Annotated in this window: 23 protein-coding genes; 15 read left to right on the top strand and 8 right to left on the bottom strand. The window is 45.4% G+C overall.

The window, feature by feature from the left end; translation table 11 throughout:
• Positions 1-68 precede the first annotated feature (68 nt).
• The 6 genes from phnC to FAY33_RS14640 all read left to right on the top strand — a co-directional run bounded on the left by phnC (position 69) and on the right by FAY33_RS14640 (position 5,798).
• A complete protein-coding gene (gene phnC / locus FAY33_RS14665; protein WP_143321981.1) occupies positions 69-824 on the top strand; it encodes a phosphonate ABC transporter ATP-binding protein in 756 nt (251 codons plus the stop codon).
• On the top strand, positions 821-1,642 hold the full coding sequence (gene phnE, locus FAY33_RS14660) for a phosphonate ABC transporter, permease protein PhnE (RefSeq protein ID WP_143321980.1): 822 nt from the start codon (positions 821-823) through the stop codon (positions 1,640-1,642). The genes phnC and phnE (FAY33_RS14660) overlap by 4 nt, the downstream gene beginning before the upstream one ends.
• A 12-nt stretch (positions 1,643-1,654) precedes the next feature.
• A complete protein-coding gene (phnE, locus tag FAY33_RS14655; RefSeq protein WP_143321979.1) occupies positions 1,655-2,464 on the top strand; it encodes a phosphonate ABC transporter, permease protein PhnE in 810 nt (269 codons plus the stop codon).
• A gap of 4 nt (positions 2,465-2,468) precedes the next feature.
• A complete protein-coding gene (locus FAY33_RS14650) occupies positions 2,469-3,992 on the top strand; it encodes a bifunctional UDP-sugar hydrolase/5'-nucleotidase (protein ID WP_143321978.1) in 1,524 nt (507 codons plus the stop codon).
• Between the two features lie 211 nt (positions 3,993-4,203).
• The gene (locus FAY33_RS14645; protein WP_143321977.1) at positions 4,204-5,439 is read left to right on the top strand and encodes an ammonium transporter; all 1,236 of its coding nucleotides are present in this window, start codon (positions 4,204-4,206) and stop codon (positions 5,437-5,439) included.
• Between the two features lie 17 nt (positions 5,440-5,456).
• Positions 5,457-5,798 carry a P-II family nitrogen regulator gene (locus FAY33_RS14640; protein ID WP_143322058.1) on the top strand — a complete coding sequence of 114 codons (342 nt, stop codon included), beginning with the start codon at positions 5,457-5,459 and terminating at the stop codon, positions 5,796-5,798.
• A 653-nt stretch (positions 5,799-6,451) separates the two neighbouring features.
• On the opposite strand, the gene FAY33_RS14635 is transcribed toward FAY33_RS14640, so the two are convergent.
• Entirely contained in the window at positions 6,452-10,261 is a 3,810-nt protein-coding gene (locus FAY33_RS14635; RefSeq protein ID WP_243126773.1) for a collagen-like protein, read from the bottom strand.
• 496 nt (positions 10,262-10,757) lie between these two features.
• Here FAY33_RS14635 and FAY33_RS14630 point away from each other — a divergent pair, with 496 nt between their 5' ends.
• The 5 genes from FAY33_RS14630 (at position 10,758) to FAY33_RS14610 (ending at position 15,890) form a co-directional block, all read left to right on the top strand.
• A complete protein-coding gene (locus FAY33_RS14630) occupies positions 10,758-11,108 on the top strand; it encodes a response regulator (protein WP_279231874.1) in 351 nt (116 codons plus the stop codon).
• Positions 11,109-11,119: 11 nt separating this feature from the next.
• Positions 11,120-13,180, top strand: a complete 2,061-nt coding sequence (locus tag FAY33_RS14625) for a DHH family phosphoesterase (RefSeq protein WP_143321976.1) — start codon at positions 11,120-11,122, stop codon at positions 13,178-13,180.
• The gene (gene rplI / locus FAY33_RS14620; protein WP_143321975.1) at positions 13,180-13,626 is read left to right on the top strand and encodes a 50S ribosomal protein L9; all 447 of its coding nucleotides are present in this window, start codon (positions 13,180-13,182) and stop codon (positions 13,624-13,626) included. Before FAY33_RS14625 ends, rplI begins: the two co-directional genes overlap by 1 nt.
• 11 nt (positions 13,627-13,637) lie before the next feature.
• On the top strand, positions 13,638-14,972 hold the full coding sequence (gene dnaB, locus FAY33_RS14615; RefSeq protein WP_143321974.1) for a replicative DNA helicase: 1,335 nt from the start codon (positions 13,638-13,640) through the stop codon (positions 14,970-14,972).
• Between the two features lie 258 nt (positions 14,973-15,230).
• Positions 15,231-15,890 (top strand): helix-turn-helix domain-containing protein, encoded by a 660-nt coding sequence (locus tag FAY33_RS14610; protein WP_143321973.1) that lies wholly within the window; start codon positions 15,231-15,233, stop codon positions 15,888-15,890.
• Positions 15,891-15,980: 90 nt separating this feature from the next.
• Here FAY33_RS14610 and FAY33_RS14605 read toward each other — a convergent pair whose 3' ends face one another.
• The 6 genes from FAY33_RS14605 to pflB form a co-directional block, all read right to left on the bottom strand.
• Positions 15,981-16,703: a gamma-glutamyl-gamma-aminobutyrate hydrolase family protein gene (locus tag FAY33_RS14605; RefSeq protein WP_143321972.1), complete on the bottom strand. Its 723-nt coding sequence runs from the start codon at positions 16,701-16,703 to the stop codon at positions 15,981-15,983.
• Positions 16,704-16,794: 91 nt separating this feature from the next.
• The gene (locus FAY33_RS14600) at positions 16,795-16,965 is read right to left on the bottom strand and encodes a 4Fe-4S binding protein (protein ID WP_077613191.1); all 171 of its coding nucleotides are present in this window, start codon (positions 16,963-16,965) and stop codon (positions 16,795-16,797) included.
• Positions 16,966-17,060: 95 nt separating this feature from the next.
• The gene (pflA, locus tag FAY33_RS14595; protein WP_185967649.1) at positions 17,061-17,828 is read right to left on the bottom strand and encodes a pyruvate formate-lyase-activating protein; all 768 of its coding nucleotides are present in this window, start codon (positions 17,826-17,828) and stop codon (positions 17,061-17,063) included.
• A gap of 26 nt (positions 17,829-17,854) precedes the next feature.
• Complete coding sequence (gene grcA3, locus FAY33_RS14590) at positions 17,855-18,100, bottom strand: autonomous glycyl radical cofactor GrcA3 (protein ID WP_143321970.1); 246 nt, start codon at positions 18,098-18,100, stop codon at positions 17,855-17,857.
• A 35-nt stretch (positions 18,101-18,135) separates the two neighbouring features.
• The gene (locus FAY33_RS14585; protein ID WP_143321969.1) at positions 18,136-18,363 is read right to left on the bottom strand and encodes a hypothetical protein; all 228 of its coding nucleotides are present in this window, start codon (positions 18,361-18,363) and stop codon (positions 18,136-18,138) included.
• 12 nt (positions 18,364-18,375) lie between these two features.
• Positions 18,376-20,436 (bottom strand): formate C-acetyltransferase, encoded by a 2,061-nt coding sequence (gene pflB / locus FAY33_RS14580; protein WP_143321968.1) that lies wholly within the window; start codon positions 20,434-20,436, stop codon positions 18,376-18,378.
• A gap of 247 nt (positions 20,437-20,683) precedes the next feature.
• Here pflB and FAY33_RS14575 point away from each other — a divergent pair, with 247 nt between their 5' ends.
• The 4 genes from FAY33_RS14575 to FAY33_RS14560 all read left to right on the top strand — a co-directional run bounded on the left by FAY33_RS14575 (position 20,684) and on the right by FAY33_RS14560 (position 23,819).
• Positions 20,684-20,884, top strand: a complete 201-nt coding sequence (locus tag FAY33_RS14575) for a DUF1858 domain-containing protein (RefSeq protein WP_143321967.1) — start codon at positions 20,684-20,686, stop codon at positions 20,882-20,884.
• Between the two features lie 164 nt (positions 20,885-21,048).
• On the top strand, positions 21,049-21,498 hold the full coding sequence (locus FAY33_RS14570; RefSeq protein WP_143321966.1) for a MarR family transcriptional regulator: 450 nt from the start codon (positions 21,049-21,051) through the stop codon (positions 21,496-21,498).
• Positions 21,499-21,506: 8 nt separating this feature from the next.
• On the top strand, positions 21,507-22,895 hold the full coding sequence (locus tag FAY33_RS14565; protein WP_143321965.1) for an MATE family efflux transporter: 1,389 nt from the start codon (positions 21,507-21,509) through the stop codon (positions 22,893-22,895).
• 33 nt (positions 22,896-22,928) lie between these two features.
• Positions 22,929-23,819, top strand: a complete 891-nt coding sequence (locus tag FAY33_RS14560) for an alpha/beta hydrolase (RefSeq protein ID WP_143321964.1) — start codon at positions 22,929-22,931, stop codon at positions 23,817-23,819.
• A 79-nt stretch (positions 23,820-23,898) separates the two neighbouring features.
• On the opposite strand, the gene FAY33_RS14555 is transcribed toward FAY33_RS14560, so the two are convergent.
• The gene (locus FAY33_RS14555) at positions 23,899-24,618 is read right to left on the bottom strand and encodes an adaptor protein MecA (RefSeq protein ID WP_143321963.1); all 720 of its coding nucleotides are present in this window, start codon (positions 24,616-24,618) and stop codon (positions 23,899-23,901) included.
• Between the last annotated feature and the right edge of the window lie 124 nt (positions 24,619-24,742).

Below are 24,742 nucleotides of genomic sequence, written 5' to 3'. Positions count from 1 at the left end.
GCGGGGGCGTCGTAAGGGTAATTCATTTGCGGCGCCTCCGCTCTTTGTGCACGGAAACGAGGAAAAATATGATTGAATTTAATCAGGTGAATAAAAAGTATCCCAATGGCTTTGAAGCCTTGAAAAATATTAATCTTAAGATAGAACAGGGTGAATTTGTTGCAATTATCGGCTTGTCAGGAGCAGGAAAATCCACACTTTTGCGGACCATTAACCGGATGCACGACATTACAGAAGGAAGCCTTACCGTTGATGGAACCGATGTAATGCAGCTAAAGGGGAAGGAACTCCGCCGGTTCAGACGAAGAATCGGTATGATCTTCCAGTCCTTTAATCTGGTGACCAGAACCAGAGTCATTAATAATGTATTGATGTCAAAAGTGCCGGAACTCTCTTTTTTCCGCGCTTTGTTTGGAATATATCCGAAGGAAAATAAGCTGGAGGCATTAGAGGCACTTGATAAAGTGGGGATTTTAGACAAGGCATTTGTCCGGGCAGACCAGCTCTCCGGTGGTCAGCAGCAAAGGGTTGCTCTGGCAAGAACCCTTGCTCAGAATCCGCAGATTATTCTGGCAGATGAACCGGTGGCATCTCTTGACCCGGTAACTGCAAAACAGGTCATGGGTGATTTCTTAAAGATTAATCAGGAGATGAATATTACCATTCTTTTAAATATTCACCACGTTGATCTGGCACTTCAATATGCAAGCCGTGTGGTCGGAATCCGGGGTGGAGCCATTGTCTATGACGGACCATCTGCCAATGTAACCGAGGAGATCTTAAATGAGATTTATGAAGGGAAGCAGAAGGAGGCGGCACAATGAGCATATATGACAAGGTATTTCCCCCCAGGAAAATGGAATTGTCAAATGGAAAGACGGTCTCTAAACCAGCTTCCCGCCTTCCCCTGGTCGCTCTGATTCTCATACTCTTTACCATTATTTCTGTGAAGATTACAGGATTTGATATGAAAGTGCTGGCAGAACGGGGAAAACAGTTTTTTGTAATTCTTGGAATGATGGTTCCTCCTGCATTTTCCTATAGTTCCCAGGTGTGGGAACCGCTCTTTGATACGGTAAAGATGTCACTGCTTGGTACGGTTGTGGGGGCAGTATTGGTCATTCCTTTCGCAATGGCGGCTTCTACCAATATTATTAAAAACTCTGTGGCAGTGAGCGTGGTTCGTTTGTTTTTAAGCATTGTAAGAACCCTTCCAACCCTTGTTACCGCCCTTATTGCCACCTATGTATTTGGTCTGGGAACACTGGCAGGAACCACTGCGATTGCAGTGTTTACCTTTGCCTATATGGGTAAGATCCTTTACGAAGAGATCGAGACTGCAGATATGGGAGCGTTTGAGGCGATGGAGGCAATCGGTGCCACTAAGGTACGGGCATTTGTGAGTGCCATCATTCCCCAGGTTCTTCCCTCTTATATATCCAATGGGTTATTCTGTTTCGAGGGAAATGTACGCTATGCTGCAATTCTTGGTTATGTGGGAGCCGGCGGACTTGGATTGATTCTCAATGAAAAACTGGGCTGGAGAGAATATCCCAGCGTAGGCATGATATTGATTATGTTGTTTGTTACTGTATTTCTCATTGAAGCGGTAAGCCGTTACTGCCGTAAAAAACTGGTATAGGAGGTCTTTTGGATGAATAAGCAAATTGAAAAAGCATATGCTGAGAGACCGGTGAATACGGTATATCAGATTGTAATATCCGTTATCGTAGTGGCTTGTATCTTATGGTCCGGTTCTGCTGTGGAGATAACAAAGGGAGGTACAGGCGGCCTTTCCATTGCCGGCAACATCTTAAATGGAATCTTCCATCCGGATGCAAAGTTATTGTTTAATTTCACCTCCCAAGGCGTTCCTTATCTGCTTCTCGAGACGGTATGTATTGCATTCTTAGGGACTCTGGTAGGTGCATTTTTAGCCATTCCCCTGTCCTTTTTGTCTGCTTCTAATCTGATGCCAGGACCAGTGGCTTATATTGGGCGTCTGGTAATTATGGCAGTGCGGACGATCCCGGCATTCGTCTATGGTCTTATGTTTATCCGTGTCAGCGGACCCGGAGCATTTACGGGACTTTTGACCATGTCTGTCTGCTCCATCGGTATGGTTTCCAAGATGTACATTGAAGCCATCGAAGACCTGGATACCCGAATTCTGGAATCCCTTGATGCCTGTGGCTGTACCACTTTTCAGAAGATCCGGTATGGAATTCTTCCTCAGTTAATCCCTAATTTTGCGTCAACCGTGATTTACCGGTTTGATATTAATCTTAGAGACGCTACGGTTCTTGGACTGGTAGGGGCGGGCGGAATCGGCGCTCCCCTTATTTTTGCCATGAATGCTTACCGCTGGAATGAGGCGGGAGCTATCCTGGTAGGACTGATTATTCTCGTATTGATTGTGGAATTTATATCCACAAAGATTCGTGTAAAACTTGCAAGGGGGTAATGAATTGAAAGATCAGGTAACTATTTATTATACCTCTGATGTCCATGGATACCTGTTCCCTACGTCATATGGGGATACACAGGAGAAACCCATGGGACTTTTAAACTGTATTTCCCAATTTCAAAAAGACGGAAACACACTGATATTTGACGGAGGAGATACGCTTCAGGGTTCTCCTATGGCATCTTATATTGAAGCAAAGGGGGCGGAACTTTCTGAGGCGGACCCCTTTGCCCTTGTATACAATACTGCCGGATATGATGCTGTTGTTCCAGGCAATCATGACTTTAACTTTGGTTATGACCGCCTGTCCCGGTATTTCAATGCCCTTTCCGGTCAGTGCCTTTGTGCCAATGCCAAGGACCTTGGAGGGAAGACAAACCTTAAAAAGAGCCATATATTTACCCTGGAAAATGGACTTCGGATTGGTGTTGCAGGCATTGTCACAGATTATGTCAACGTTTGGGAACAGCCAGAGCATTTAAAGCAGATTCAGATTACGGATGCATTTCAGGCGGCAAAAGAAGAACTTTCTGCCTTAAAGAAGGAATGTGATGTTACAATCTGCATCTACCATGGAGGTTACGAATGTGACTTAAATACAGGAGAAGTATTAAGCACCAGCAGTGAAAACGCAGGTTATCGTATATTAAAAGAACTGGATTACGATCTTTTATTAACCGCCCATCAGCACATGCCGGTTGCTGGAAGAGAGATATCAGGAACCCATACCCTGCAGTTGATGCCCAATGCAGTACAGTATGCGAAGGTTCAGATTACAGTTGAGAATGGGAATGTATTTATTGAATCTGCCATCTGCCCTGCTGGGAATTTCCATGAAAAAGAACCCTATAAGTCATTGCTTTTTCTGGAAGAGAAGGTGCAGAAATGGCTGGATGTGAGCATCGGGCAGCTTCAGACCCCCATTCCTGAAAAGGATAAGCTTTCCATGGCAATGTATGGTTCAGGGGTAGCAGATCTTTTCAATCAGATCCAGCTTGCCTATTCCGGTGCCGATATCTCCTGCGTAGGTCTTGGCAATACGCCCATGAGTCTTCCTGCCCATGTTACAATGAGAGATCTGGTAAGGGTTTATCCATTTTCGAATACTCTTGTGGTGCTGTCCCTGGACGAGGAGATTTTAAAGCGGGCATTAGAACGGTGTGCCCAGTATTTCACCATAAAAAATGACGGAGCCGTAGAAATATCCGATGTATTTTTAAATCCCAAAATTGAACACTACAATTACGATTATTTCGCAGGAATTACCTATGAGATTGATCTCCATAAACCGGTGGGAAGCCGTGTAAGGCGGATTTTATTCAAAGGAAAACCATTAGACGGGCGTAGATTAACTCTCTGTATGAGTGATTACAGAGCCAGCGGCACCGGAGGATATGAGGGATACAAAACCTGTGAAATTGTAACGCGGATCAGCAGGGAAGTTCCGGAACTTGCACTGGAGTATCTAAAAAAACACCCGATTGTGGAAGTCAGACAAAACGGAGGGATTGTCTTTTGCCAATAAAAGGCAGTCCTCACCAATCTGTCAAAAAAGTAAGGTCTTGACTTTGAAAAATTTACTTGACAAATTCAATCTGATGATTTAATCTAGCTATATCTTTTATAAAAGAAGTTTCGAATATTTTTCAAGGCAATGAAGCCATAACGATGTGCAGTGTCGCACAATGTTATGGCTTAATTTTTTTACCCAAAAATCAAGAAAGAGGTGCTTTTTTATGGATCACGGAGATTTTTCATGGATGCTTGTTAGTTCTACTCTTGTATTTATCATGACCCCTGGGCTGGCATTTTTTTACGGGGGACTTGTAAAACGAAAAAATGTTGTTAATACCATTATGTCATCAGCCATTATGATGGGGCTTGGCTCAGTGATGTGGGTTCTCTTTGGTTTTTCCCTTTCTTTTAGCGGAGATATTGGCGGGGTTATCGGTAATCTTAACTGGTTTGGTCTTAACTTTGATACATTTGGGGATACGACCCATCCTTATCCCAATACTCTTGTTTTTGCTATTTTCCAGATGATGTTCGCAATCATCGCTCCTGCGCTGATTACCGGTGCAATTGCTGAGCGTATGAAATTTTCCGCTCTGCTAATTTTTCTGGCAGTGTGGTCCCTCATTGTCTATTATCCATTGGCACATATGGTTTGGGGAGGCGGTTACCTTGCCCAGATCGGTTCCATTGATTTTGCAGGAGGAAACGTAGTTCATATCAGTTCTGGTGTCAGTGCCCTGGTGCTTTCCATTCTTCTTGGAAAACGCAGGAATTTAGGAAAGGCGCCATATCATCCTCATAATGTACCAATGGTATTTCTCGGTGCAGCTCTTTTGTGGTTTGGCTGGTTTGGATTCAATGGAGGAAGCGCCCTGGCAGCGAATGAACTGGCGGCTCACTCCTTTATGACAACCAATACAGCAGCAGCTTCCGCACTGCTTTCCTGGATTCTCATTGAAGTAATTAAGAATGGAAAACCAACCCTGGTCGGAACCTCCACTGGAATGGTAATTGGCCTGGTTGCCATTACTCCTGGTGCGGGATTTGTGCCCATCTGGGCAGCCATTCTGATCGGTGCACTGGTAAGTCCGATCTGCTATTTCTTTATCAATGTGATAAAACCTAAATTTGCATATGATGATGCACTTGACGTATTTGGATGCCACGGAATCGGTGGAATCTGGGGTGGAATTGCAACCGGAATTTTTGCCAATAAAAGTATTAATTCCGCAGCACCGTGGAATGGTCTTGTGTATGGAGATGTGACTTTATTCCTCCGCCAGATTGCCGCCATTTTAATCACCATTGTCATTGCAATTATAGGCACTCTGGTGGCAGCAAAGATTGCTTCCCTCATTACAAAGGGAATCAAAGTTTCCGATAAAGCCGAAGTGACAGGTCTTGATTCTTCTGAACATGGGGAAACGGCATATCCTGCATTTAACGGAATGGATTAAAGGAAAGGGGAATCATGATGAAAAAGATTGAAGCATTTATCAGACCAGAAAAATTAGAAGATATTAAATCCATTATGGAAGAACTGAAATTAAATGGATTAAGTGTGACCCAGGTTATGGGTTGCGGAAATCAGAAAGGCTGGACGGAATTTGTCCGGGGAGCCGAAGTGGATTATAACTTTCTGACCAAAATAAAGGTAGAGCTGGTAGTTACCGATGACCGTGCAGAATCTGTGATCGAAGCAATTACTAAAAAGGCATATACCGGTGAATATGGTGATGGAAAGATTTTTATTTCAGAAATACAGGATGCAGTCAGAATCAGAACCGGAGAACGGGGAGAAGATGCAATTAAATAGTTTCTTCTATAATAGTAAGGCAGTGAGCTGGAGTTGAATCCTGGCACTGCCTTATTTTTTACCAGCAAGTTCCTTACGGTCTGGTATAAAACCGCCCATGAAGTGAAATGATCTACAGAATCGCATCTATCTGAAACACTTGTAATCAAGGCTGTCCCCTGATGAAGCAGATGCATTAATTGTCATGATAAAACGTTTCTCACTTAACAAGCAAATCATTCTTATTGCTGACAGCGGCTATGAATCCAATAACATTTTGATCCTGCAAAGAAAAAGGTTTGGATTTTTAAATGGGATCAAAGATTTTGTCAGCCGTGAAATGGTTACAAACCTTTTGCTCCCAGTCATATTTGAAAAATATTATATGCGATATTACCTTTATCAGTCTGCTTAATGAGTATAAGAAAAAAGAATTTATAAACATTTGGTAGCATGATATAAGTAAAAATCTGTAAGAGCTTAATTTCAATATAGATAAAGCGATAACTATAAAGAACTTTTATAATTATGGTTTATCTAAAGTACATGATAATAAAATACTGACATAACTAATATGAAAATTGAAATGAGGGTATCGCTTAATCACTTTATTTAAGTAATTTTGCGATACCCTTATTTATAATAATATTTTAAATTGCATTATCTATTTCCACCTACGGAAAAGTAATGTTAGATTCTATAAGGTATCCCCACACCGTGGTTCTTGCACCGGAAGCTGAAGCAAAGGTATCAATTTCGTATAAGGACCACAACAAAGTAGTCGGATCCTGCTGGCGCAGCCAGACTCTGTGCATCTCTCTGGAACTATTATAAACAACTGCGTCCAGGGATTGTAGGGAACTTAAAGTGTAATTGTTTAATGTGCTTGCTTCAACAGCTCCGTCATATTGACTAGATCGTTTTAAATCAATTAAAACAGGATCTGATACAGGAAGTATGGAAATTGAAATATAGTCAGTTGCTCCATAGCTCAAACGATAAATGACGTTTTCAACTATGAAATCTCCAACACTTCCTGGCGTGGAGAGATTAAAGTTACTTACCTGGGCTGGTGAGTTCCCGTTTAATCCATCAGCCCCATTAGGTCCCACGGCTCCCGTAGGTCCAGTGTCCCCGGTAGGTCCAGTGTCCCCGGTAGGCCCGGTGTCTCCGGTGGGTCCGGTGTCTCCGGTGGGCCCATCGTCACCCGTAGGTCCAGTGTCCCCGGTGGGTCCGGCGTCTCCGGTAGGCCCATCGTCACCGGCGTCCCCGGTAGGTCCAGCGTCCCCTGTGGGTCCGGTGTCTCCAGTAGGGCCGGCATCTCCGGTAGGTCCAGTGTCCCCAGTGGTGCCAGTGTCTCCGGTAGGTCCGGTGTCTCCGGTGAGTCCAGTATCTCCGGTAGGTCCAGTGTCCCCGGTGGGCCCGGCGTCCCCGGTAGGTCCAGTGTCCCCGGTGGGTCCATCGTCCCCGGTAGGTCCAGCGTCTCCGGTAGGTCCAGTGTCCCCGGTGGGCCCGGCGTCCCCGGTAGGTCCAGTGTCCCCGGTGTCTCCAGCGTCTCCGGTGGGTCCAGTGTCCCCAGTGGTGCCAGTGTCTCCGGTGGGTCCAGCATCTCCGGTAGGTCCAGTGTCTCCGGTAGGCCCATCGTCTCCGGTAGGTCCATCGTCCCCCGCAGGTCCAGTGTCTCCGGTAGGTCCAGTGTCCCCGGTGGGTCCATCGTCCCCGGTAGGTCCAGCGTCCCCTGTGGGTCCGGTGTCTCCAGTGGTGCCAGTGTCTCCCGTAGGTCCGGTGTCTCCGGTAGACCCAGCATCTCCGGTAGGTCCAGTGTCTCCGGTAGACCCAGTGTCTCCGGTGTCTCCAGTAGGGCCGGCATCTCCGGTAGGTCCAGTGTCTCCAGTGGTGCCAGTGTCTCCCGTAGGTCCGGTGTCTCCGGTGAGTCCAGTATCTCCGGTAGGTCCAGTGTCCCCGGTGGGCCCGGCGTCCCCGGTAGGTCCAGTGTCCCCGGTGTCTCCAGCGTCTCCGGTAGGTCCAGTGTCTCCGGTAGGCCCATCGTCTCCGGTAGGTCCATCGTCCCCCGCAGTTCCAGTGTCTCCGGTAGGTCCAGTGTCCCCGGTGGGCCCGGCGTCCCCGGTAGGTCCAGTGTCCCCGGTGTCTCCAGCGTCTCCGGTAGGTCCAGTGTCTCCGGTAGGTCCGGAGTCTCCAGTAGGCCCATCGTCTCCGGTGGGTCCGATGTCTCCCGTGGGTCCGGAGTCTCCCGTAGGGCCGGCATCTCCGGTAGGTCCAGTGTCTCCAGTGGTGCCAGTGTCTCCCGTAGGGCCGACATCTCCGGTAGGTCCAGTGTCTCCGGTAGGTCCGGAGTCTCCAGTAGGCCCATTGTCTCCGGTGGGTCCGATGTCTCCCGTGGGTCCGGTGTCTCCGGTAGGCCCATCGTCTCCGGTGGGTCCGGTGTCTCCAGTAGGCCCATCGTCTCCGGTAGGTCCAGTGTCTCCGGTGGGTCCAGTGTCACCAGTGGTGCCAGTGTCTCCGGTGGGCCCGGCGTCTCCGGTAGGCCCAATGTCTCCGGTGGGTCCAGTGTCCCCAGTGGTGCCAGTGTCTCCCGTAGGTCCAGTGTCTCCCGTAGGTCCAGTGTCTCCGGTGGGTCCGGCATCTCCGGTAGGTCCAGTGTCTCCAGTAGGCCCATCGTCTCCGGTGGGTCCGGTGTCTCCGGTGAGTCCAGTATCTCCGGTAGGTCCAGTGTCCCCGGTGGGCCCGGCGTCGCCGGTAGGTCCAGTGTCCCCGGTGGGTCCGGCGTCTCCGGTAGGCCCAATGTCTCCGGTGGGTCCGGTGAGTCCAGTATCTCCGGTAGGTCCAGTGTCCCCGGTAGGTCCGGTGTCTCCAGCATCTCCGGTAGGTCCAGTGTCTCCGGTAGACCCAGCATCTCCGGTAGGTCCAGTGTCTCCAGTAGACCCAGTGTCTCCGGTGGGTCCTGTGTCTCCGGTAGACCCAGTGTCTCCGGTGGGTCCGGTGTCTCCAGTAGGCCCAGTGTCTCCGGTGGGTCCGATGTCTCCCGTGGGTCCGGTGTCTCCGGTAGCCCCAGTGTCTCCAGTGGGTCCGGTGTCTCCAGTAGGTCCATCGTCCCCGGCGTCCCCGGTAGGTCCATCGTCCCCCGTAGGTCCAGTGTCCCCCGTAGGTCCGGCGTCCCCGGTAGGTCCAGTGTCCCCGGTAGGGCCGACGTCCCCGGTAGGCCCAATGTCTCCGGTGGGTCCGGTGTCTCCGGTGGGTCCAGCATCTCCGGTAGGTCCAGTGTCCCCGGTAGGCCCAATGTCTCCGGTGGGTCCAGTGTCACCAGTGGTGCCAGTGTCTCCGGTGGGTCCAGCATCTCCGGTAGGTCCAGTGTCTCCGGTAGGTCCAGTGTCCCCGGTAGGTCCATCGTCCCCGGTAGGTCCAGTGTCCCCGGTAGGTCCATCGTCCCCCGTAGGTCCAGCGTCCCCTGTGGGTCCGGTGTCTCCAGTAGACCCATCGTCTCCGGTAGGTCCGGTGTCTCCCGTAGGTCCAGTGTCCCCGGTGGGCCCGGCGTCCCCGGTAGGTCCAGTGTCCCCGGTGGGTCCATCGTCTCCGGTAAACCCAGTGTCCCCGGTGGGTCCGGTGTCTCCAGTAGGCCCATCGTCACCGGTAGGGCCTGTGTCTCCCGTAGGTCCAGTGTCCCCTGTGGGTCCAGTGTCCCCGGTGGGTCCAGTGTCCCCGGTGGGTCCGGAGTCTCCGGTGGTGCCAGTGTCTCCGGTGGTGCCAGTGTCTCCAGTAGGTCCAGTGTCTCCAGTAGGCCCAGTGTGTCCAGTAGGGCCGTTGTTTCCAGTAGGCCCGATATCACCGGTAGGCCCGGCGTCTCCGGTAGGTCCGATGTCTCCAGTAGACCCAGTATCTCCGGTAGGGCCGTTGTTTCCAGTAGGCCCAGTGTCTCCAGTAGGTCCGACGTCACCGGCAGGCCCAGTGTCTCCAGTAGGTCCGACGTCACCGGTAGGCCCAGTGTCACCGGTGGGTCCGGAGTCTCCTGTAGGTCCAGTATCTCCGGTGGGTCCGGAGTCTCCGGTAGGTCCGGCATCACCGGTATCGCCAGCCGGTCCGGTATTGCCGGTAGGCCCGATGTCTCCCGTAGGTCCGGAGTCTCCGGTAGGGCCGGTGCTTCCGGTAGGTCCGGTATCGCCAGTCGGCCCGGTCGGCCCTGTCTCTTCCGCACCATTTTCGATAACTGTCAAAATCCCCCTAAGCGGAACCTGCAAAGAAAAATAAACCGTGGATGTACTTGTATTAACAAGTGAAAGTGTAAGCGGAGCTGTTATTACCTCAATAATTCCAACTCCGTAAACTTCACCGGTCTTTATGGGAGAAACTCCAGATATAAAGTTCCCCTGTGATGTGTTTAATGCAAATGAAACTCCGTCGGATGATAAGGCTGATTGAGTGGATAACCACCAGTGAACAATATACTGTCCCGGATTAGAAATGAATATTTCTCCAGTAGACAAGTTGTAGCTAATATTTCCTGAAAGATAAGAAATTGTGTCAAAAATAATATTTGCTCCGCTGTCTACCATTGAAGCTGTATTTAAATTAATTTGTATTGCGGTGTTGCCCATTGTTGTTCCCCCTTTTATTATTTTAAGTATTCAAAATAAATTTATAGAGTTCTCTACTTGCATTCTATGCGTAGCGAAATGCGAAGGGACTTTTAAAGCGTCAGCAAAGGAAGCTTGCCATTAACAAGTTACTTGAAAAGAATTAAATGCTAACCCTTATAAACAGAATAAAATAATAAAAAAAGTAAAGTATGCCGGTTTCATTTCCTTTGAAACAGATCATAAATAAAAGTATAATTATAGTAATCTCATTGAAAAATAGGAAGGTTTGTACAAGGTTCAGGGAAATATTTTGGGAATAAGAGACATAGAACTGTGCGGAAGCTTCCGTGAGGCAGCCACAGCCATGTAGTATAGAAAAGAGAATCGGATAGACCTGGTGTTTTCAGACGTTGTGATGCCGGACATCAGCGGCATTATACTTGCGGCAAAACTCTATGAATTACTGGAACCTCCGGAAGTAGTTCTGCTTTCCGGTATACCTGGATTTTCTCTGGAAGTATGGAAGATCCGTGCTTATGGATTCATTTTAAAACCATATACGAAAGCACAAATCATAAAAATGGCTGATTGGTATAAACGGGAACATAAAACAGAAAATCAGCTTTTGGGGGGGGATCTGCCTGGGTCTGTGGGGACTGTGTTTTGCATTTTAATGGACGAACTATATTTCCTATGTTATAATAAGAAGATAATGAAAAAAGACCCTTTTTTTCCATAAGGAGAAGAGACATGAAAGAGAAGTTTAAAATAAGGGGGCAGCTGGGAACTTATATGCAGTGGCCGCTTTATCTGAGCGCACTGTGGATTGCAGCCAATGTAATGATTGGTGCAGTCAGTGCAAAAGCGGGAATTATTATGGCCCTGTTTACGCTTCTGTATATTGGAGTCGCAGTCTGGCTCTACCTTTACAAAAGAAAAGGCCTGCTTAGTGGTCTTGTAGAATTTTCGGCAGAATATTCCTGGATGCAGAAGAACTTTATCGACGGTCTGGAACTTCCCTATGGGATTGCAGACGAAGATGGACATGTTCTTTGGGGGAATGCAGCATTTTCAGAAGTGCTGGGGGAAGAGAAGCCCTTAAAGGTGACGAGAAAGAACCTGATTACCATTTTCCCGGAAGTAACAAAAGAAGCATTAAAGCTTAAGAACGGCACAGCTGTTCTTCATACTACACGCAATGAACGAGACTATCAGATCCGGTTAAAGGCAATTTCCATGGATAACTCCATCCACAATGGGCCCAAGGTGGTGGAGACTGATGGGGATGAACAGGTTCTGGTAGCCGTTTACCTTTTTGATGAGACAGAGATTCTAAGCTATAAGAAGATGGTAGATGATCAGAAGATGGTTGCTGGTCTGATTTATCTGGATAATTATGATGAAGCTCTGGAGAGCGTAGAAGAAGTTCGCCGATCCCTTCTCACAGCACTAATTGACCGTAAGATCACAAAGTACATTACTAATATGAACGGAATTGTGAAAAAGCTGGAAAAGGATAAGTATTTTATAGCCATTAAGCAGTCTTATATTGCAGAACTTAAGGAGAATCGCTTCTCCATTCTGGAAGAGGTGAAGACTGTGAATATCGGCAATGAGATGGCAGTTACACTTAGCATTGGTCTTGGAATGAATGGGGACAGCTATTATCGGAACTATGAATTTGCCAGAATCGCCATTGATATGGCATTGGGACGAGGCGGAGACCAGGCGGTGGTCAAGGACGGAGAACGAATCCAGTTCTTTGGAGGAAAAGCGCCTCAGGTAGAGAAGACCACCCGTGTAAAAGCCCGTGTAAAGGCACATGCCCTGCGGGAACTGATGGAGACAAAAGACCGGCTTTTAATTATGGGACACCGGCTTACAGATGTGGATTCCTTCGGTGCTGCCGTGGGAATTTACCGGATTGCTACAGCCATGAATAAAAAAGCAAATATTGTTATCAATGAAGTCACAACTTCTGTCCGCCCCATGCAGGAACGGTTTATGGGGAATCCGGATTATCCGGAAGATTTGTTCTTAACAGGAGCAAAAGCGGCGGAACTGGTGGATGCCAATACACTTTTGGTAGTGGTGGATGTGAACCGGCCAAGCATTACCGATGCGCCGGAGCTTTTGCGTCTGGTTAAGACCATTGTGGTTTTAGATCATCACCGGCAAAGCAGTGAGATTATTGACAATGCGGTTCTGTCCTATGTAGAGCCTTATGCTTCCTCAGCCTGCGAGATGGTTGCAGAAGTGCTCCAGTACATTGCAGATGGAATTAAGATTAAATCTGCAGAAGCAGATGCACTGTATGCAGGAATTGTAATCGACACCCATAATTTCACCAATCAGACAGGAGTAAGAACTTTTGAGGCGGCTGCATTTTTAAAGCGGAATGGCGCAGATGTGGTTCGTGTGAGAAAGTTATTCCGTGATGATCTGGGAGATTATAAGGCGAAAGCAGAAGCAGTCCGTCAGGCAGAGATTTTTGAAGGGTATTTTGCAATCAGTGTTTGTCCGTCAGAAGGAGTCGGAAGCCCTACAGTGGTTGCGGCTCAGGCGGCTAACGAGCTATTGGATATTTCGGGAATTAAGGCCTCCATAGTGATGTCACATTTTAACAATACAGTGTATTTAAGCGCCCGTTCCATTGATGAGGTTAATGTTCAGGTTATGATGGAGAAGCTGGGAGGCGGAGGTCACCGGACCATTGCAGGCGCACAGCTTGCAGATGCCACAATTGAAGAAGCCAAAACCCGTGTAAAAGCGGTTATCAAAGAGATGATAGAGAAGGGAGACGTATCATAATGGAAGTTGTATTATTAGAAGACGTAAAAGCACTGGGAAAAAAGGGACAAATCGTTAACGTAAACGACGGATATGCAAGAAACTTTATTCTCCCAAAGAAGCTTGGAATTGAAGCAACAGGTAAGAATTTAAATGATTTAAAACTGCAGAAAGCCAACGAAGCAAAACTCCAGGCAGAGCAGTTGGAAGCAGCAAAACAGCTTGCAGACAAGATTGGAGAGACCTCCATTACTTTATCCATTCGAGCAGGAGAGGGCGGAAAAGCTTTTGGTTCCGTTTCAGGTAAAGAGATTGCACTGGCTATTAAAAGTCAGCTTGGATATGAAATTGATAAGAAGAAACTGGTTCTTCCAGAACCGTTAAAGACATTTGGTTCTCATGAAGTACCGATTAAACTGCATAAAGAAGTAACTGCAAAATTAATTGTTAAAGTTGTAGAAAGCTAGGAGGCAAAACCATGGATGACGCCCTGATTAAACGGGTACTTCCCCATAGTATTGAAGCAGAACAGTCTGTCATCGGTTCAATGCTTATGGACAGGGATGCAATCATCGCGGCTTCCGAGATTGTGACAGCAGGAGACTTTTACCAGCACCAGTATGGCATCATGTTTGAAGCCATGCTGGAGCTTTTTAATGAGAATCTGCCTGTCGATCTGGTAACCCTTCAGAATCGTTTAAAGGAAAAGGATGTACCTCCGGAAGTATCCAGTCTTGAGTTTGTAAGAGATATCATTACTACAGTACCAACCTCTGCCAATGTAAAGTCTTATGCTAATATTGTGCGGGACAAGGCAGTCTTAAGGCGCCTCATTAAAGTCAACGAAGAGATTGCCAATACCTGTTATGCGGGAAAAGAGTCCTTAGAGACCATTATGGCAACCACAGAGAAGACCATTTTCGATCTTCTTCAGAACAGGAATTCCGGTGAATTTGTACCCATTCGTCAGGTTGCCATGAATGTGTTAGAAAAGATTGAAGAAGCGTCAAAGAATCAGGGAACTGTTACGGGTATTCCAACCGGATTTATTGATCTTGATTATAAGACTTCCGGCTTACAGCCTTCCGATTTTGTGCTCATTGCCGCCCGTCCCTCTATGGGTAAGACGGCATTTGTATTGAATCTGGTAGATCATATCGCAGTAAGAAAAGGTCTGCCAGCCATGGTTTTCAGCCTGGAGATGTCAAAGGAACAGCTTGTAAACCGTATGTTAGCAATGGAGTCCAACGTAGATTCCCAGAAGCTTCGAACCGGAACCCTGTCTGATACAGACTGGGATGCAGTGGTAGAAGGAATTGGAGTGATCGGCAATTCAAAGCTGATTATTGACGATACGCCCGGTATTTCTATTATGGAGCTTCGCTCTAAATGCCGGAAGATGAAGTTGGAATACGGTCTTAACGTGGTGATCATTGACTATTTACAGCTCATGAGCGGAAGCGGAAAAGGCGGAGAGAACCGTCAGCAGGAGATCTCCGAGATATCAAGGTCCTTAAAAGCCCTTGCAAGAGAACTCAATGCCCCTGTAATCGCCTTATCCCAGCTAAGTCGTGCCTGCGAGACAAGACCTGACCATCGCCCCATGTTGTCCGATTTGAGGGAATCAGGAGCCATTGAGCAGGATGCCGACGTAGTTATGTTCTTATATCGTGATGATTATTATAACAAAGATACAGACATGCCCAACATTGCAGAAGTCATTATTGCCAAACAGAGAAACGGCCCCATAGGAACCGTCAATCTGGTCTGGAGACCGGAGTATACGAAGTTTGCAAATATGGCACGGCAATGAGCAGGATAGAAATAAAAGCAGGCCAGCGGCAAAAAACGAATCCATTTGTTTTTTGCCGCTGGCCTGCTTTTATCTCATGGTCCTCTTTTTTAAGTCCATCTTATCTCATGGTCCTCCCTCCCTCAAGCCCCCCCATTCAAACTTTCTCTCACCATCCTAAAAAAAATTCCATTTTCCATTCATAATCTGTATCAGACCAGCATAAGATATAAATAGTAAGGTTATGAAATTAAACGAACCAAAGGAGAGGATATAGCTATGGCTGAGATACATTACTTAATATCGGATGCATCGAGAAAGGTCGATGTGGAATCCCATGTCCTTCGATACTGGGAGGACGAGCTTCAATTAGACATTCCCAGAAATGAGATGGGACATCGGTATTACACCGAGGCACACATCCGTTTATTCAAGCAGATTAAGGACTTGAAGGAAAAGGGATATCAGTTAAAAGCCATTAAAACAGCGCTTGATAAGGTAATTGAGAACAGCGAAGACCCTATCATCCCCGATGACTTACTGGAAGGTGAAATTACCCAGGAACTAAAAGAGGGGGGATTGTCTGGTCAGGAGGGCGAAACGGGCCTGGACATACATAATACAGCGCAGGTTTCCATTGCTCAGGAGAAGATGGAACAGTTTCAGGAAATTATGAATCACATCATTGGACGGGCTTTAGAGGTAAACAATGAGCAGTTGAGCCAGGATGTGAGTTGTCTTGTGAATGATAAGGTCATTAAGGAAATGCAGTACTTAATGAACTTAAAAGAAGAAAAAGAGGAAGAGCGCTATAAACAGTTGGACGAGCTTATGAGAACCTATCAAAAGGACAATAAAGGCCGTGCAGAAGCAGCTGCTTCCAAAATTCCATTTTTTAACCGCAAGAAAAAATTCGGGAGAAATGGAAAAAAGTTATAATCACACACTACTTTCAGATAAAAAGCAGATAACCCTGCACAGGCAAAAAAATCCGCAGTTGCCACTGAAAGTGAAAACTGCGGATTTTGTTCAAATCATTGATTTTCTGCAGGCATTTACAAAATTCTGAAATATTCCATATGCTGCTTCATCTTTTTCCCATAGATATTCCGGATGCCACTGGACTCCAAGAAAAAAGGGGTAACCAGGCATTTCCAGAGCTTCCGTCAGATGATCTGGAGAATAAGCAGTCGCCACCAGATCAGGAGCAAGGTCCTTTACTGCCTGATGGTGCATGCTGTTTACCTCTAAGGTCTGTTTCCCTGCAATCTTTGATAAAAGGCTTCCAGCGGTCAATGTGACGGTGTGGCTGGGGATCTGATAGCGGAATGGCTGGGTGTGGGCTATGGGAAAGTCCTGCCTGATCTGTGAAGGGATATCCTGCCAGATCGTTCCTCCCAGTGCAATATTAAGAATCTGAATTCCCCGGCAGATTCCAAGAATCGGTTTTTTAAGGTCCAGTATTAAGGGAAGCAGAGAAAGTTCCATCTCATCCCTCTCGTAAGATACGTTCCCACAGTGTGCCTGTGTTTCCTCTCCAAATAAAAAAGGGTGTACATCAGGACCTCCTGCAAATAAGAAGCCATCCAGTTCCTTGGCAAGCTGTTCTAAATCTTCTTTGGAAGCTTCTAAAGGCATGACCACAGGAATCGCTCCTGCGGCTTTTAGTGCCCTTAAATAAGTAGGACGCATTTTGATATCATGATTATCCGTATCATGATAGGGAGTCAGACCAATGAGAGGTTTTCTCATAGTAGAATCATCCTTTCTTAGATCGTGGCAAACGTTTTATGATAAAACAAAATACCTCTTCCTTACGGAAGAGGTATTTATGTATTCTTAATTAAGCTTCGGAAATAGCTCCTGTTGGGCATACACCTTCACAAGCGCCACAATCGATACAGGAATCTGCATCAATAACAAACTGGGAATCACCCTGGCTGATTGCACTTACTGGGCATTCGCCTTCGCATGTTCCGCAACTAACACAAGCATCACTAATAACACGTGCCATGATAAATTACCTCCTTATATTCTATACATTTTTCTATATTTTATACTATTAATAAAAATTAATCAAGTAGAAAACACTGCATTTCATGTATAATTTTAGGAGCAAGGCGGGTTAGGAATGCCTAATCGTGAGTCTCTGATTCCGCTTAGAATGACTTTCTTTGCGGTAATGGCGCCTTCTTTCTCCATAGGAGGGACATCTTTAAGCGGATAGTCCATTCCAAGGCTTTCATACTTCACCTTACCCATGTCATGATAGGGAAGGACATCCAGAGCCTTTACATTCTTTAATTCGCCGATAAAACGTCCGAGACGGTATAAATCAGGCTCGTAATCGGTCAGTCCTGGAACCACAACATGGCGGACCCAGACAGGAACAGACAGCTCGTCTAAGTATCTGGCGAAGTCTAAGATGTTCTCATTGGACTGACCTGTCAGAGGTCTGTGCTTTTTGTCATCAATGTGTTTGAGATCAAGCATGACAAGACTGGTAGCCTTTAAAAGCCTCTCCATTTTAGCAAGGAGTTCCTTGTCGTCTCGCCGGAATGTAATTCCTGAGGTGTCCAGACAGGTATGAATGTCTTTCTTTCTTGCTGCTTCAAAAAGTTCAGTTACAAACTCAAGCTGCATCAGAGGCTCACCGCCTGTGGCTGTTAAGCCGCCGCCCCGGTAAAAGTGCCGGGACGACTCATATTGTCTTAAAATTTCCTCAACTGTCATTTCTGTACCGCCAGCCATCTTCCAGGTATCCGGATTGTGGCAGTACTGGCAACGCATGGGGCAGCCCTGGAAAAAAACTACCATGCGTACCCCTGGTCCGTCAACGGTACCAAAACTTTCAATGGAATGGATACGTCCTGTCATGATTGATTCGCCTTCTTTGCTTTTGTTTACATATTGTTGTGGAACGTACGGGAGATTACTTCATCCTGCTGTTCCTTTGTCAGTTTAATAAAGTTAACGGCATAACCGGAAACACGTACAGTAAGCTGAGGATAGTTCTCTGGATGCTGCTGTGCGTCTAAAAGAGTTTCACGGGTGAAGACATTGACATTTAAGTGATGTCCGCCTTCTGCTACATAACCGTCTAATAAGTTTACAAGATTGTCAATCTGAGCTGTACTGATATTTGCCATAGTAGGTTCCTCCTTATGTGATTGTTGCACGTTAGTTAATCTTCTCCATCAAGACCCAGGAACAGAGTCGGCACCTTACATGCCTGATCTCCGTCTGCGCAGTCAGTGGAATTTAGTGTAGTTACTGTTTTTGCCATTGTTTTATCGGCATTTATGGTACCGTCTCCGGCAACACGAATGTTCATATGTCCACCGTTTCCTGCCATGAAATCATCAAGCATGGAGACAATATCATCAATTTGTTTTTCTTTCGGATCTGCCATAACAGCCACTCCTTATTTCTGGTCTTCGTTTAAAGCCAGCTCTAAATCAACCTCTAAGTCTCCTGTGAAAATCTGATCTTCCTTACCAAGAGCACCTGGAACAATGGAGAAGGTATTGGAAATTCCATCCTGTGCATCTTTAAATGGAAGTTTTGCAACGGATGCCAAAGATGCAACAGCACCATGAGAATCTCTGTGGTGCATTGGATTTGCACCAGGTGCAAATGCGTCGCCCTTCTTACGTCCGTCAGGAGTTGCTCCTGTGTTCTTACCATATACTACGTTTGAAGTAATTGTCAAGATGGAGGTTGTAGGAATACCGTTCCGATAGGTGTGGTTTTCCTTTACATAAGTTAAAAATGTGTGAACCAGATCGTGGGCAATCTGATCAACCAGATCATCGTTGTTGCCGTATTTTGGGAAGTCACCTTCTATTTCATAGTCAGTAACAATTCCATTCTCATCACGGATTGTCTTTACCTTTGCGTATTTAATAGCGGAAAGGGAGTCTGCCACAACGGAAAGTCCAGCGATACCGGTTGCAAACCAACGGGTTACTTCTTTATCATGAAGAGCCATCTGAATGCGCTCATAGCTGTATTTATCATGCATGTAGTGAATGATGTTTAAAGCGTTTACATAAACAGATGCAAGCCATTTCATCATCTGCTTGTAGGAATCCATAACCTCATCATAGTCCAGATATTCGGAAGTGATGGGGCGGAATTTTGGTCCAATCTGTTTCTTTGTGATCTCATCTACACCGCCGTTGATTGCATATAAGAGACATTTTGCAAGGTTGGCACGGGCTCCGAAGAACTGCATTTCTTTACCGACTCTCATAGAAGATACACAGCAGGCAATGGCATAATCATCACCGTGGGTAACTCTCATCAGATCATCGTTCTCATACTGAATGGAAGAGGACTGAATGGAGGTTTTTGCACAGAAGCGTTTGAAGTTTTCTGGAAGTCTGGTGGACCAGAGAACAGTTAAGTTTGGCTCTGGAGCAGTTCCAAGGTTATTTAAAGTATGAAGGTAACGGAAGGACATTTTTGATACCAGATGACGTCCGTCAATGCCAACACCACCGATGGATTCTGTAACCCAGGTAGGATCTCCGGAGAATAAATCATTGTATTCTGGAGTACGGGCAAATTTCACCAGACGAAGTTTCATAACAAAGTGATCTACAAATTCCTGAATTTGTTCTTCGGTAAAGGTTCCTTCTGCCAGATCTCTTTCTGCGTAGATATCAATAAAGGTTGAAGTACGTCCTAAGGACATTGCAGCACCATTCTGATCCTTAACAGCAGCTAAGTAACCCAGATAAGTCCACTGGATTGCTTCCTGAACGTTTGTTGCTGGTTTGGAGATATCATAACCGTAGATTGCACCCAGTTTCTTTAAATCTTTCAGTGCACGGATCTGCTCGGAAAGTTCTTCTCTGTCACGGATCACCTCTTCTGTCATAATGCTTGGAGTGGAATTTTTCTGATTTTCTTTATCTTCAATCAGACGGTCAATTCCATAAAGAGCTACACGGCGGTAGTCACCGATGATACGTCCGCGGCCATATGCGTCTGGAAGTCCTGTAATAATATGGCTGGAACGGCAGTCACGCATTTCCTGTGTATAAGCATCAAATACACCGGCGTTGTGTGTCTTTCTATGAGTGGTAAAGAATTCCTTGATTTCAGGATCAAGGGTGTATCCATTGTCTGCACAGGCTTTTTCAGCCATACGGACTCCGCCATAAGGCTGAAGAGAACGCTTAAAAGGCTTATCCGTCTGGAATCCTGTAATTGTTTCTTTTTCTTTATCTAAATATCCTGGTCCGTGAGAAGTAAGGGTGGAAACAGTCTTTGTATCCATATCCAATACACCGCCAGCTTCTCTTTCTTTCTTTGATAATTCAAGAACCTGTGCCCAAAGCTCATTGGTTGCTTTTGTAGGACCAGCCAGGAAAGAATCGTCGCCGTCATAAGGAGTGTAGTTCTTCTGGATAAAATCTCTGACGTTGACTTCGCGTTCCCAGGCACCGCCGTTAAAAGCTCTCCATTCTTGGTTCATAGTATTGTACCTCCATAGAAATTCATTTTATAAGTATAATTGATAAACAAGTGTCGGCAAAGATTATAATTCCTACAATCTTTGTATGAATACATTATATATGAATACTGTATACAATGTCAATCCTTCTTATTGAGAAAAATTTATAAAAAGGCCTTTTAAGGATAATTATTTACCTATTGAAAAAAAGATAGAAAAGTATTATATTAGAAAGAAGATATGTACAACGTTTAAGGAGGTATACAAGATGCAGATCGAAAAAGATATGTTAATCGGTTCTTTGCTTCAGGTTGATGACTGTATTGCACCGATTTTAATGCGTGCAGGAATGCACTGCCTTGGCTGTCCGTCATCTCAGGGCGAGTCTTTAGAAGAAGCCTGTATGGTTCATGGAATAGACTGTAATGTTTTAGTTTCCCAGATCAATGAAGTGTTAGCAGACAGATAGTCCGATGATTTTTAAGGAGGCGGTCCGTAGGACCTGCCTCCTATTTTTCATTTTATAGAAAAATTTGGCGGAAAGAAAAAAATAGTTGCGTATGCAACTACTTTGTGATATGCTATTTTTCATCACTTATTAAAAGGAATAAGATAGAACTGGAGGTGGGATACATGGGCCGACAGAGGGAAATCGGGAAAAACATCTCGATCATCCAGAGGCTTAAGAACATATATTATGGAAATGAATTATCTTCTTATCAAATAGGCTGTGGACAACAGTTTTTTTTATTGCAGATTTTTAAAAATCCGGGAATGAGTCTGCAGGAACTGGCATCCTTTGGCCATTTTGATAAGGCGACTGCCACCCGTGCGGTCAAAAAGCTGGAAGAGCAGGGGTATGTTATAACAAAAACTGAAGTTAGTGACCGCAGGGTCCGTAAGATTTATATTACGGAAAAAGCAGAACCAGTAGTAGAGAAGACATGGGTGTGTGTAGAAGACTGGGAGAATATTATATTGGAGGGATTTACAAAAGAAGAACGTGATGATGCGGAGCAGATTCTAAAAAGAATGGCAGATAATGCCCGCAATCATATGATTGGACGCAAAGGAAAGGATTAACAAAAGTTATGGAACAAAAAATGATAAAACAAGGGGAGAATCCCTTGGGCTATAAACCAGTCGGAACGCTTTTGCTGCAGTTTGCCATGCCGGCAATTGTCTCTATGTTGGTGAATTCAATTTATAATATTGTTGACCAGATTTTCATAGGACAGGGAATCGGTTATCTGGGAAATGCAGCAACTACCATTGCATTTCCCATTGTCACCATTGTCTTGGCACTTTCTACTTTACTGGGTGCAGGCGGAAGTGCATTTGCAGCGATCAAGCTGGGAGAGAAAAGGGAGAAGGAGGCAGAAAAGGCACTTGGAACAGTATTTATGCTGACTCTTATTTTCAGTGCTGTGGTAATGATTTTGGGATTTCTGTTTCTGGACCCGATGTTAAAGCTGTTTGGAGCTACAGAAAACACCATGGAGTATGCAAGACAGTACACTTCTATCATGTTGCTTGGTACTCCATTTAATATGGCTGCAGTTGTTTTGAGCAATATGGCAAGAACTGATGGAAGTCCTGCATTGTCCATGTATGCCATTATTGTTGGAGCAATTTTAAATACAATTTTAAATCCTATCTACATCTTTGTACTGGACTGGGGAGTACGTGGTTCTGCAATTGCAACCATAACTTCTCAGTTTATATCAGCCGCATTTCTGATCCTATATTTTGTCCGCAAGGGAAAAAATATGAGATTTAAAAGAGTGAATATGCGTGTGAATCTTGAGATTTTTCGTTCTGCGGTACCTCTGGGACTTTCCAGCGGAATCACCCAGGTGGCAGCTACGATTTTACAGGTTATTATGAATAATTCCCTGGTTTATTACGGAAATCATTCAGAAGTAGGCGGGGATGTGGCATTAAGTGCCATGGGCATTGTAAGTAAAATCAGCATGACCCTTGTATCCATCTGCATTGGTGTGGGAATCGGTTCCCAGCCAATTCTTGGATTTAATAAAGGTGCCAATCAGCCAAAGAGAGTAAGAAAGACGTTTCTCCTTGCCGCATTTGCATCTACGATGGTTTCTGTGGTAGGATGGGGTGCCTGCCAGTTATTCCCGGGACCGATTCTAAGTATGTTTGGCACTCAGGACGGTGAGTTCACATTTTTTGCAATTCGCTGTTTGAAAATTTATATGCTTGGTATCTTTACAGCAGGATTTCAAGTAGTTGTAACCAGCTATTTTCAGTCTACAGGTCAGCCCCTGAAGGCATCTGTTCTGTCTATGCTGCGCCAGTTACTGCTTCTGATTCCCCTGATTTTACTTCTGCCTCTCCGCTATGGTCTGCAAGGAATTCTGTATGCGGGACCGGTTGCAGATGTTGCATCGGCAATAATTGTCAGTCAGTTTGTGATATTTGAATTGAAAAAGCTTAATAAAATCTGTAAAGATTCTTAATGCCGTAAAGGCAGGAAAGGGGAGTTTTAGACCATGAGTTTAAAAGTGAAAATGTCTGGATTTTTTGCCAGGACAGGCAAGGCAGACAGGAAAATGGCGCTTGATTTAGAACATCCAAAGCGAGGAAGCACGGCACTGGATCTTATGAATTTTTCAAAAAAGGTCCGGGTTAAGACCTGGAATATAAATGGTTTTTATGGAGTTACAGTAAATGGAAGCTATCCGAAGAATTCCCATATTCTTATGCTTCCTGGCGGTGCATATACCCTGGAACCTTCTGAGAGAATCCGGCAGATTGCAGAGCTGTTTGCTTTGGAAGAACAGATGCGGGTATCCGTTTTCCAATATCCCCTTTCACCGGAATACACGGCACTAACGGCTCACCAGTGTCTGGTTCAGGCATATACCAGATTGGTTTTGGAGTATCCCGAGGATCAGTTTTATCTGTTCGGAGATTTCTCGGGAGGAGGACTTGCACTTTCCTTTTTGCAGGAGCTGCGGGATATGGGGACTTTGCCAATGCCGAAAAGGACAGCAGTTGTGTCCCCCTGGCTGGATATAACTTTAAGTAATCCTAAGATTAAGATTGCTCAGAAGACGGATTATATCTTACCGTTAGAAGAATTAAGGGTAGCAGGAAAACGGTATTGCGGCACGTTAGAAGAAGACAATCCCTTTGTTTCCCCGATTCATGGAGATTGGAACCATCTGGGTCCTATTCTGATTTTTTCCGGTACAGAAGAGATACTGACACCGGATTGTGAATTGTTAGCAGAGAAAGCAAGCAAACTGGAAGAAACTGAAATCATCTACAAAAAAGGAGCCGGTATGTTTCACAACTGGATTATGGTTCCGTGTAAGGAAACAGATGCGACTCTGGAGCTGATTTCCCTGTTTTTTAAAGGGGAAGAGAATAACTTTTAAAATAAGGTTCGGACCTCCGTTAAGAGATCCGAACCTTATTTTGATCTGTGATGAAGTAATATGAAAACAAAGGAACGAATTAAAGTTTGGAGAGAGACTGAAGGGCATGACCTTCAATCAGGACCTCGTAATGTTCCCTGTAGTACGCCTCAGAAGCGTAATCCTGACGGATCTTGGAGCCATATTCTGCAAGCAGGTTGCAGACACGGCTGAAATTAAGCTTTTTGTCAGGGGTGTTACGAATTACCAGATAGTATTGTCTGGTATTCGGCTTTTTATATAATGTATTTTCGCCATCGTAAACCTGTCCAATGGTCTTGGCGGCATCAGAGATCTGATCTAAACTTTGAAAACAATAAATTCTTACGGAGGAAGCACTGGCAGATTCTTTTGCTGTCTCTTCTTCCATATCGTCTTTTTTATCAATTCCCAACAGGCTGAGCAGACCATCAGCACCTTCTAACAATTCGCTGGCAAGTTCCCCAGGAACAGTATTAAAGTCATCATCCGTCGAGGGAGAAAACTTAGCAAACCTTGTATCCAGTTCTTCCGGATCTTCAATCTTTGTAATGACTAACATAACGCTTTCATTAGATAACGGAATTGCTTCTACCATAAGAGGAATGTCTTCTGCTTCAAATCCCACTTCATTAGAGGCTTTTTGAATCATCTCGCGGAACAGGTTGCGGGCTTTTTCACTGCCGTAAGCAAGCTCGCCTAAATTAAGGTTGCGGACACTTAGATCAAAGCTGGTAAGCGTACAACGGATCTGATTTTCATTGATACGTTCTATCTTCATAGGATCACTTCCTGTTCTTTTAAAAATTGTTCTAAAAAATAGTGAATGAATATTACATACTTTCTCAACATAACTATACTATATAATATAGCAAAAAGGCAATTACTATGTGAAAAAGTTTATA

Origin of the sequence: Clostridium sp. HBUAS56010, from assembly GCF_007115105.1 — a bacterium.
Taxonomy (GTDB): domain Bacteria; phylum Bacillota; class Clostridia; order Lachnospirales; family Lachnospiraceae; genus Lacrimispora.
Note: the sequence above shows the minus strand (reverse complement) of the source record. Positions and strands in the feature narration are given on the sequence as shown.

Coding starts and splice junctions, on each gene's coding strand:
- phnC (WP_143321981.1), top strand. CDS start 69: ATGATTGAATTTAATCAGGTGAATAAAAAGTATCCCAATGGCTTTGAA.
- phnE (WP_143321980.1), top strand. CDS start 821: ATGAGCATATATGACAAGGTATTTCCCCCCAGGAAAATGGAATTGTCA.
- phnE (WP_143321979.1), top strand. CDS start 1,655: ATGAATAAGCAAATTGAAAAAGCATATGCTGAGAGACCGGTGAATACG.
- FAY33_RS14645 (WP_143321977.1), top strand. CDS start 4,204: ATGGATCACGGAGATTTTTCATGGATGCTTGTTAGTTCTACTCTTGTA.
- FAY33_RS14640 (WP_143322058.1), top strand. CDS start 5,457: ATGAAAAAGATTGAAGCATTTATCAGACCAGAAAAATTAGAAGATATT.
- FAY33_RS14625 (WP_143321976.1), top strand. CDS start 11,120: ATGAAAGAGAAGTTTAAAATAAGGGGGCAGCTGGGAACTTATATGCAG.
- rplI (WP_143321975.1), top strand. CDS start 13,180: ATGGAAGTTGTATTATTAGAAGACGTAAAAGCACTGGGAAAAAAGGGA.
- dnaB (WP_143321974.1), top strand. CDS start 13,638: ATGGATGACGCCCTGATTAAACGGGTACTTCCCCATAGTATTGAAGCA.
- FAY33_RS14610 (WP_143321973.1), top strand. CDS start 15,231: ATGGCTGAGATACATTACTTAATATCGGATGCATCGAGAAAGGTCGAT.
- FAY33_RS14605 (WP_143321972.1), bottom strand. CDS start 16,703: ATGAGAAAACCTCTCATTGGTCTGACTCCCTATCATGATACGGATAAT.
- FAY33_RS14600 (WP_077613191.1), bottom strand. CDS start 16,965: ATGGCACGTGTTATTAGTGATGCTTGTGTTAGTTGCGGAACATGCGAA.
- pflA (WP_185967649.1), bottom strand. CDS start 17,828: ATGACAGGACGTATCCATTCCATTGAAAGTTTTGGTACCGTTGACGGA.
- grcA3 (WP_143321970.1), bottom strand. CDS start 18,100: ATGGCAAATATCAGTACAGCTCAGATTGACAATCTTGTAAACTTATTA.
- FAY33_RS14585 (WP_143321969.1), bottom strand. CDS start 18,363: ATGGCAGATCCGAAAGAAAAACAAATTGATGATATTGTCTCCATGCTT.
- pflB (WP_143321968.1), bottom strand. CDS start 20,436: ATGAACCAAGAATGGAGAGCTTTTAACGGCGGTGCCTGGGAACGCGAA.
- FAY33_RS14575 (WP_143321967.1), top strand. CDS start 20,684: ATGCAGATCGAAAAAGATATGTTAATCGGTTCTTTGCTTCAGGTTGAT.
- FAY33_RS14570 (WP_143321966.1), top strand. CDS start 21,049: ATGGGCCGACAGAGGGAAATCGGGAAAAACATCTCGATCATCCAGAGG.
- FAY33_RS14565 (WP_143321965.1), top strand. CDS start 21,507: ATGGAACAAAAAATGATAAAACAAGGGGAGAATCCCTTGGGCTATAAA.
- FAY33_RS14560 (WP_143321964.1), top strand. CDS start 22,929: ATGAGTTTAAAAGTGAAAATGTCTGGATTTTTTGCCAGGACAGGCAAG.
- FAY33_RS14555 (WP_143321963.1), bottom strand. CDS start 24,618: ATGAAGATAGAACGTATCAATGAAAATCAGATCCGTTGTACGCTTACC.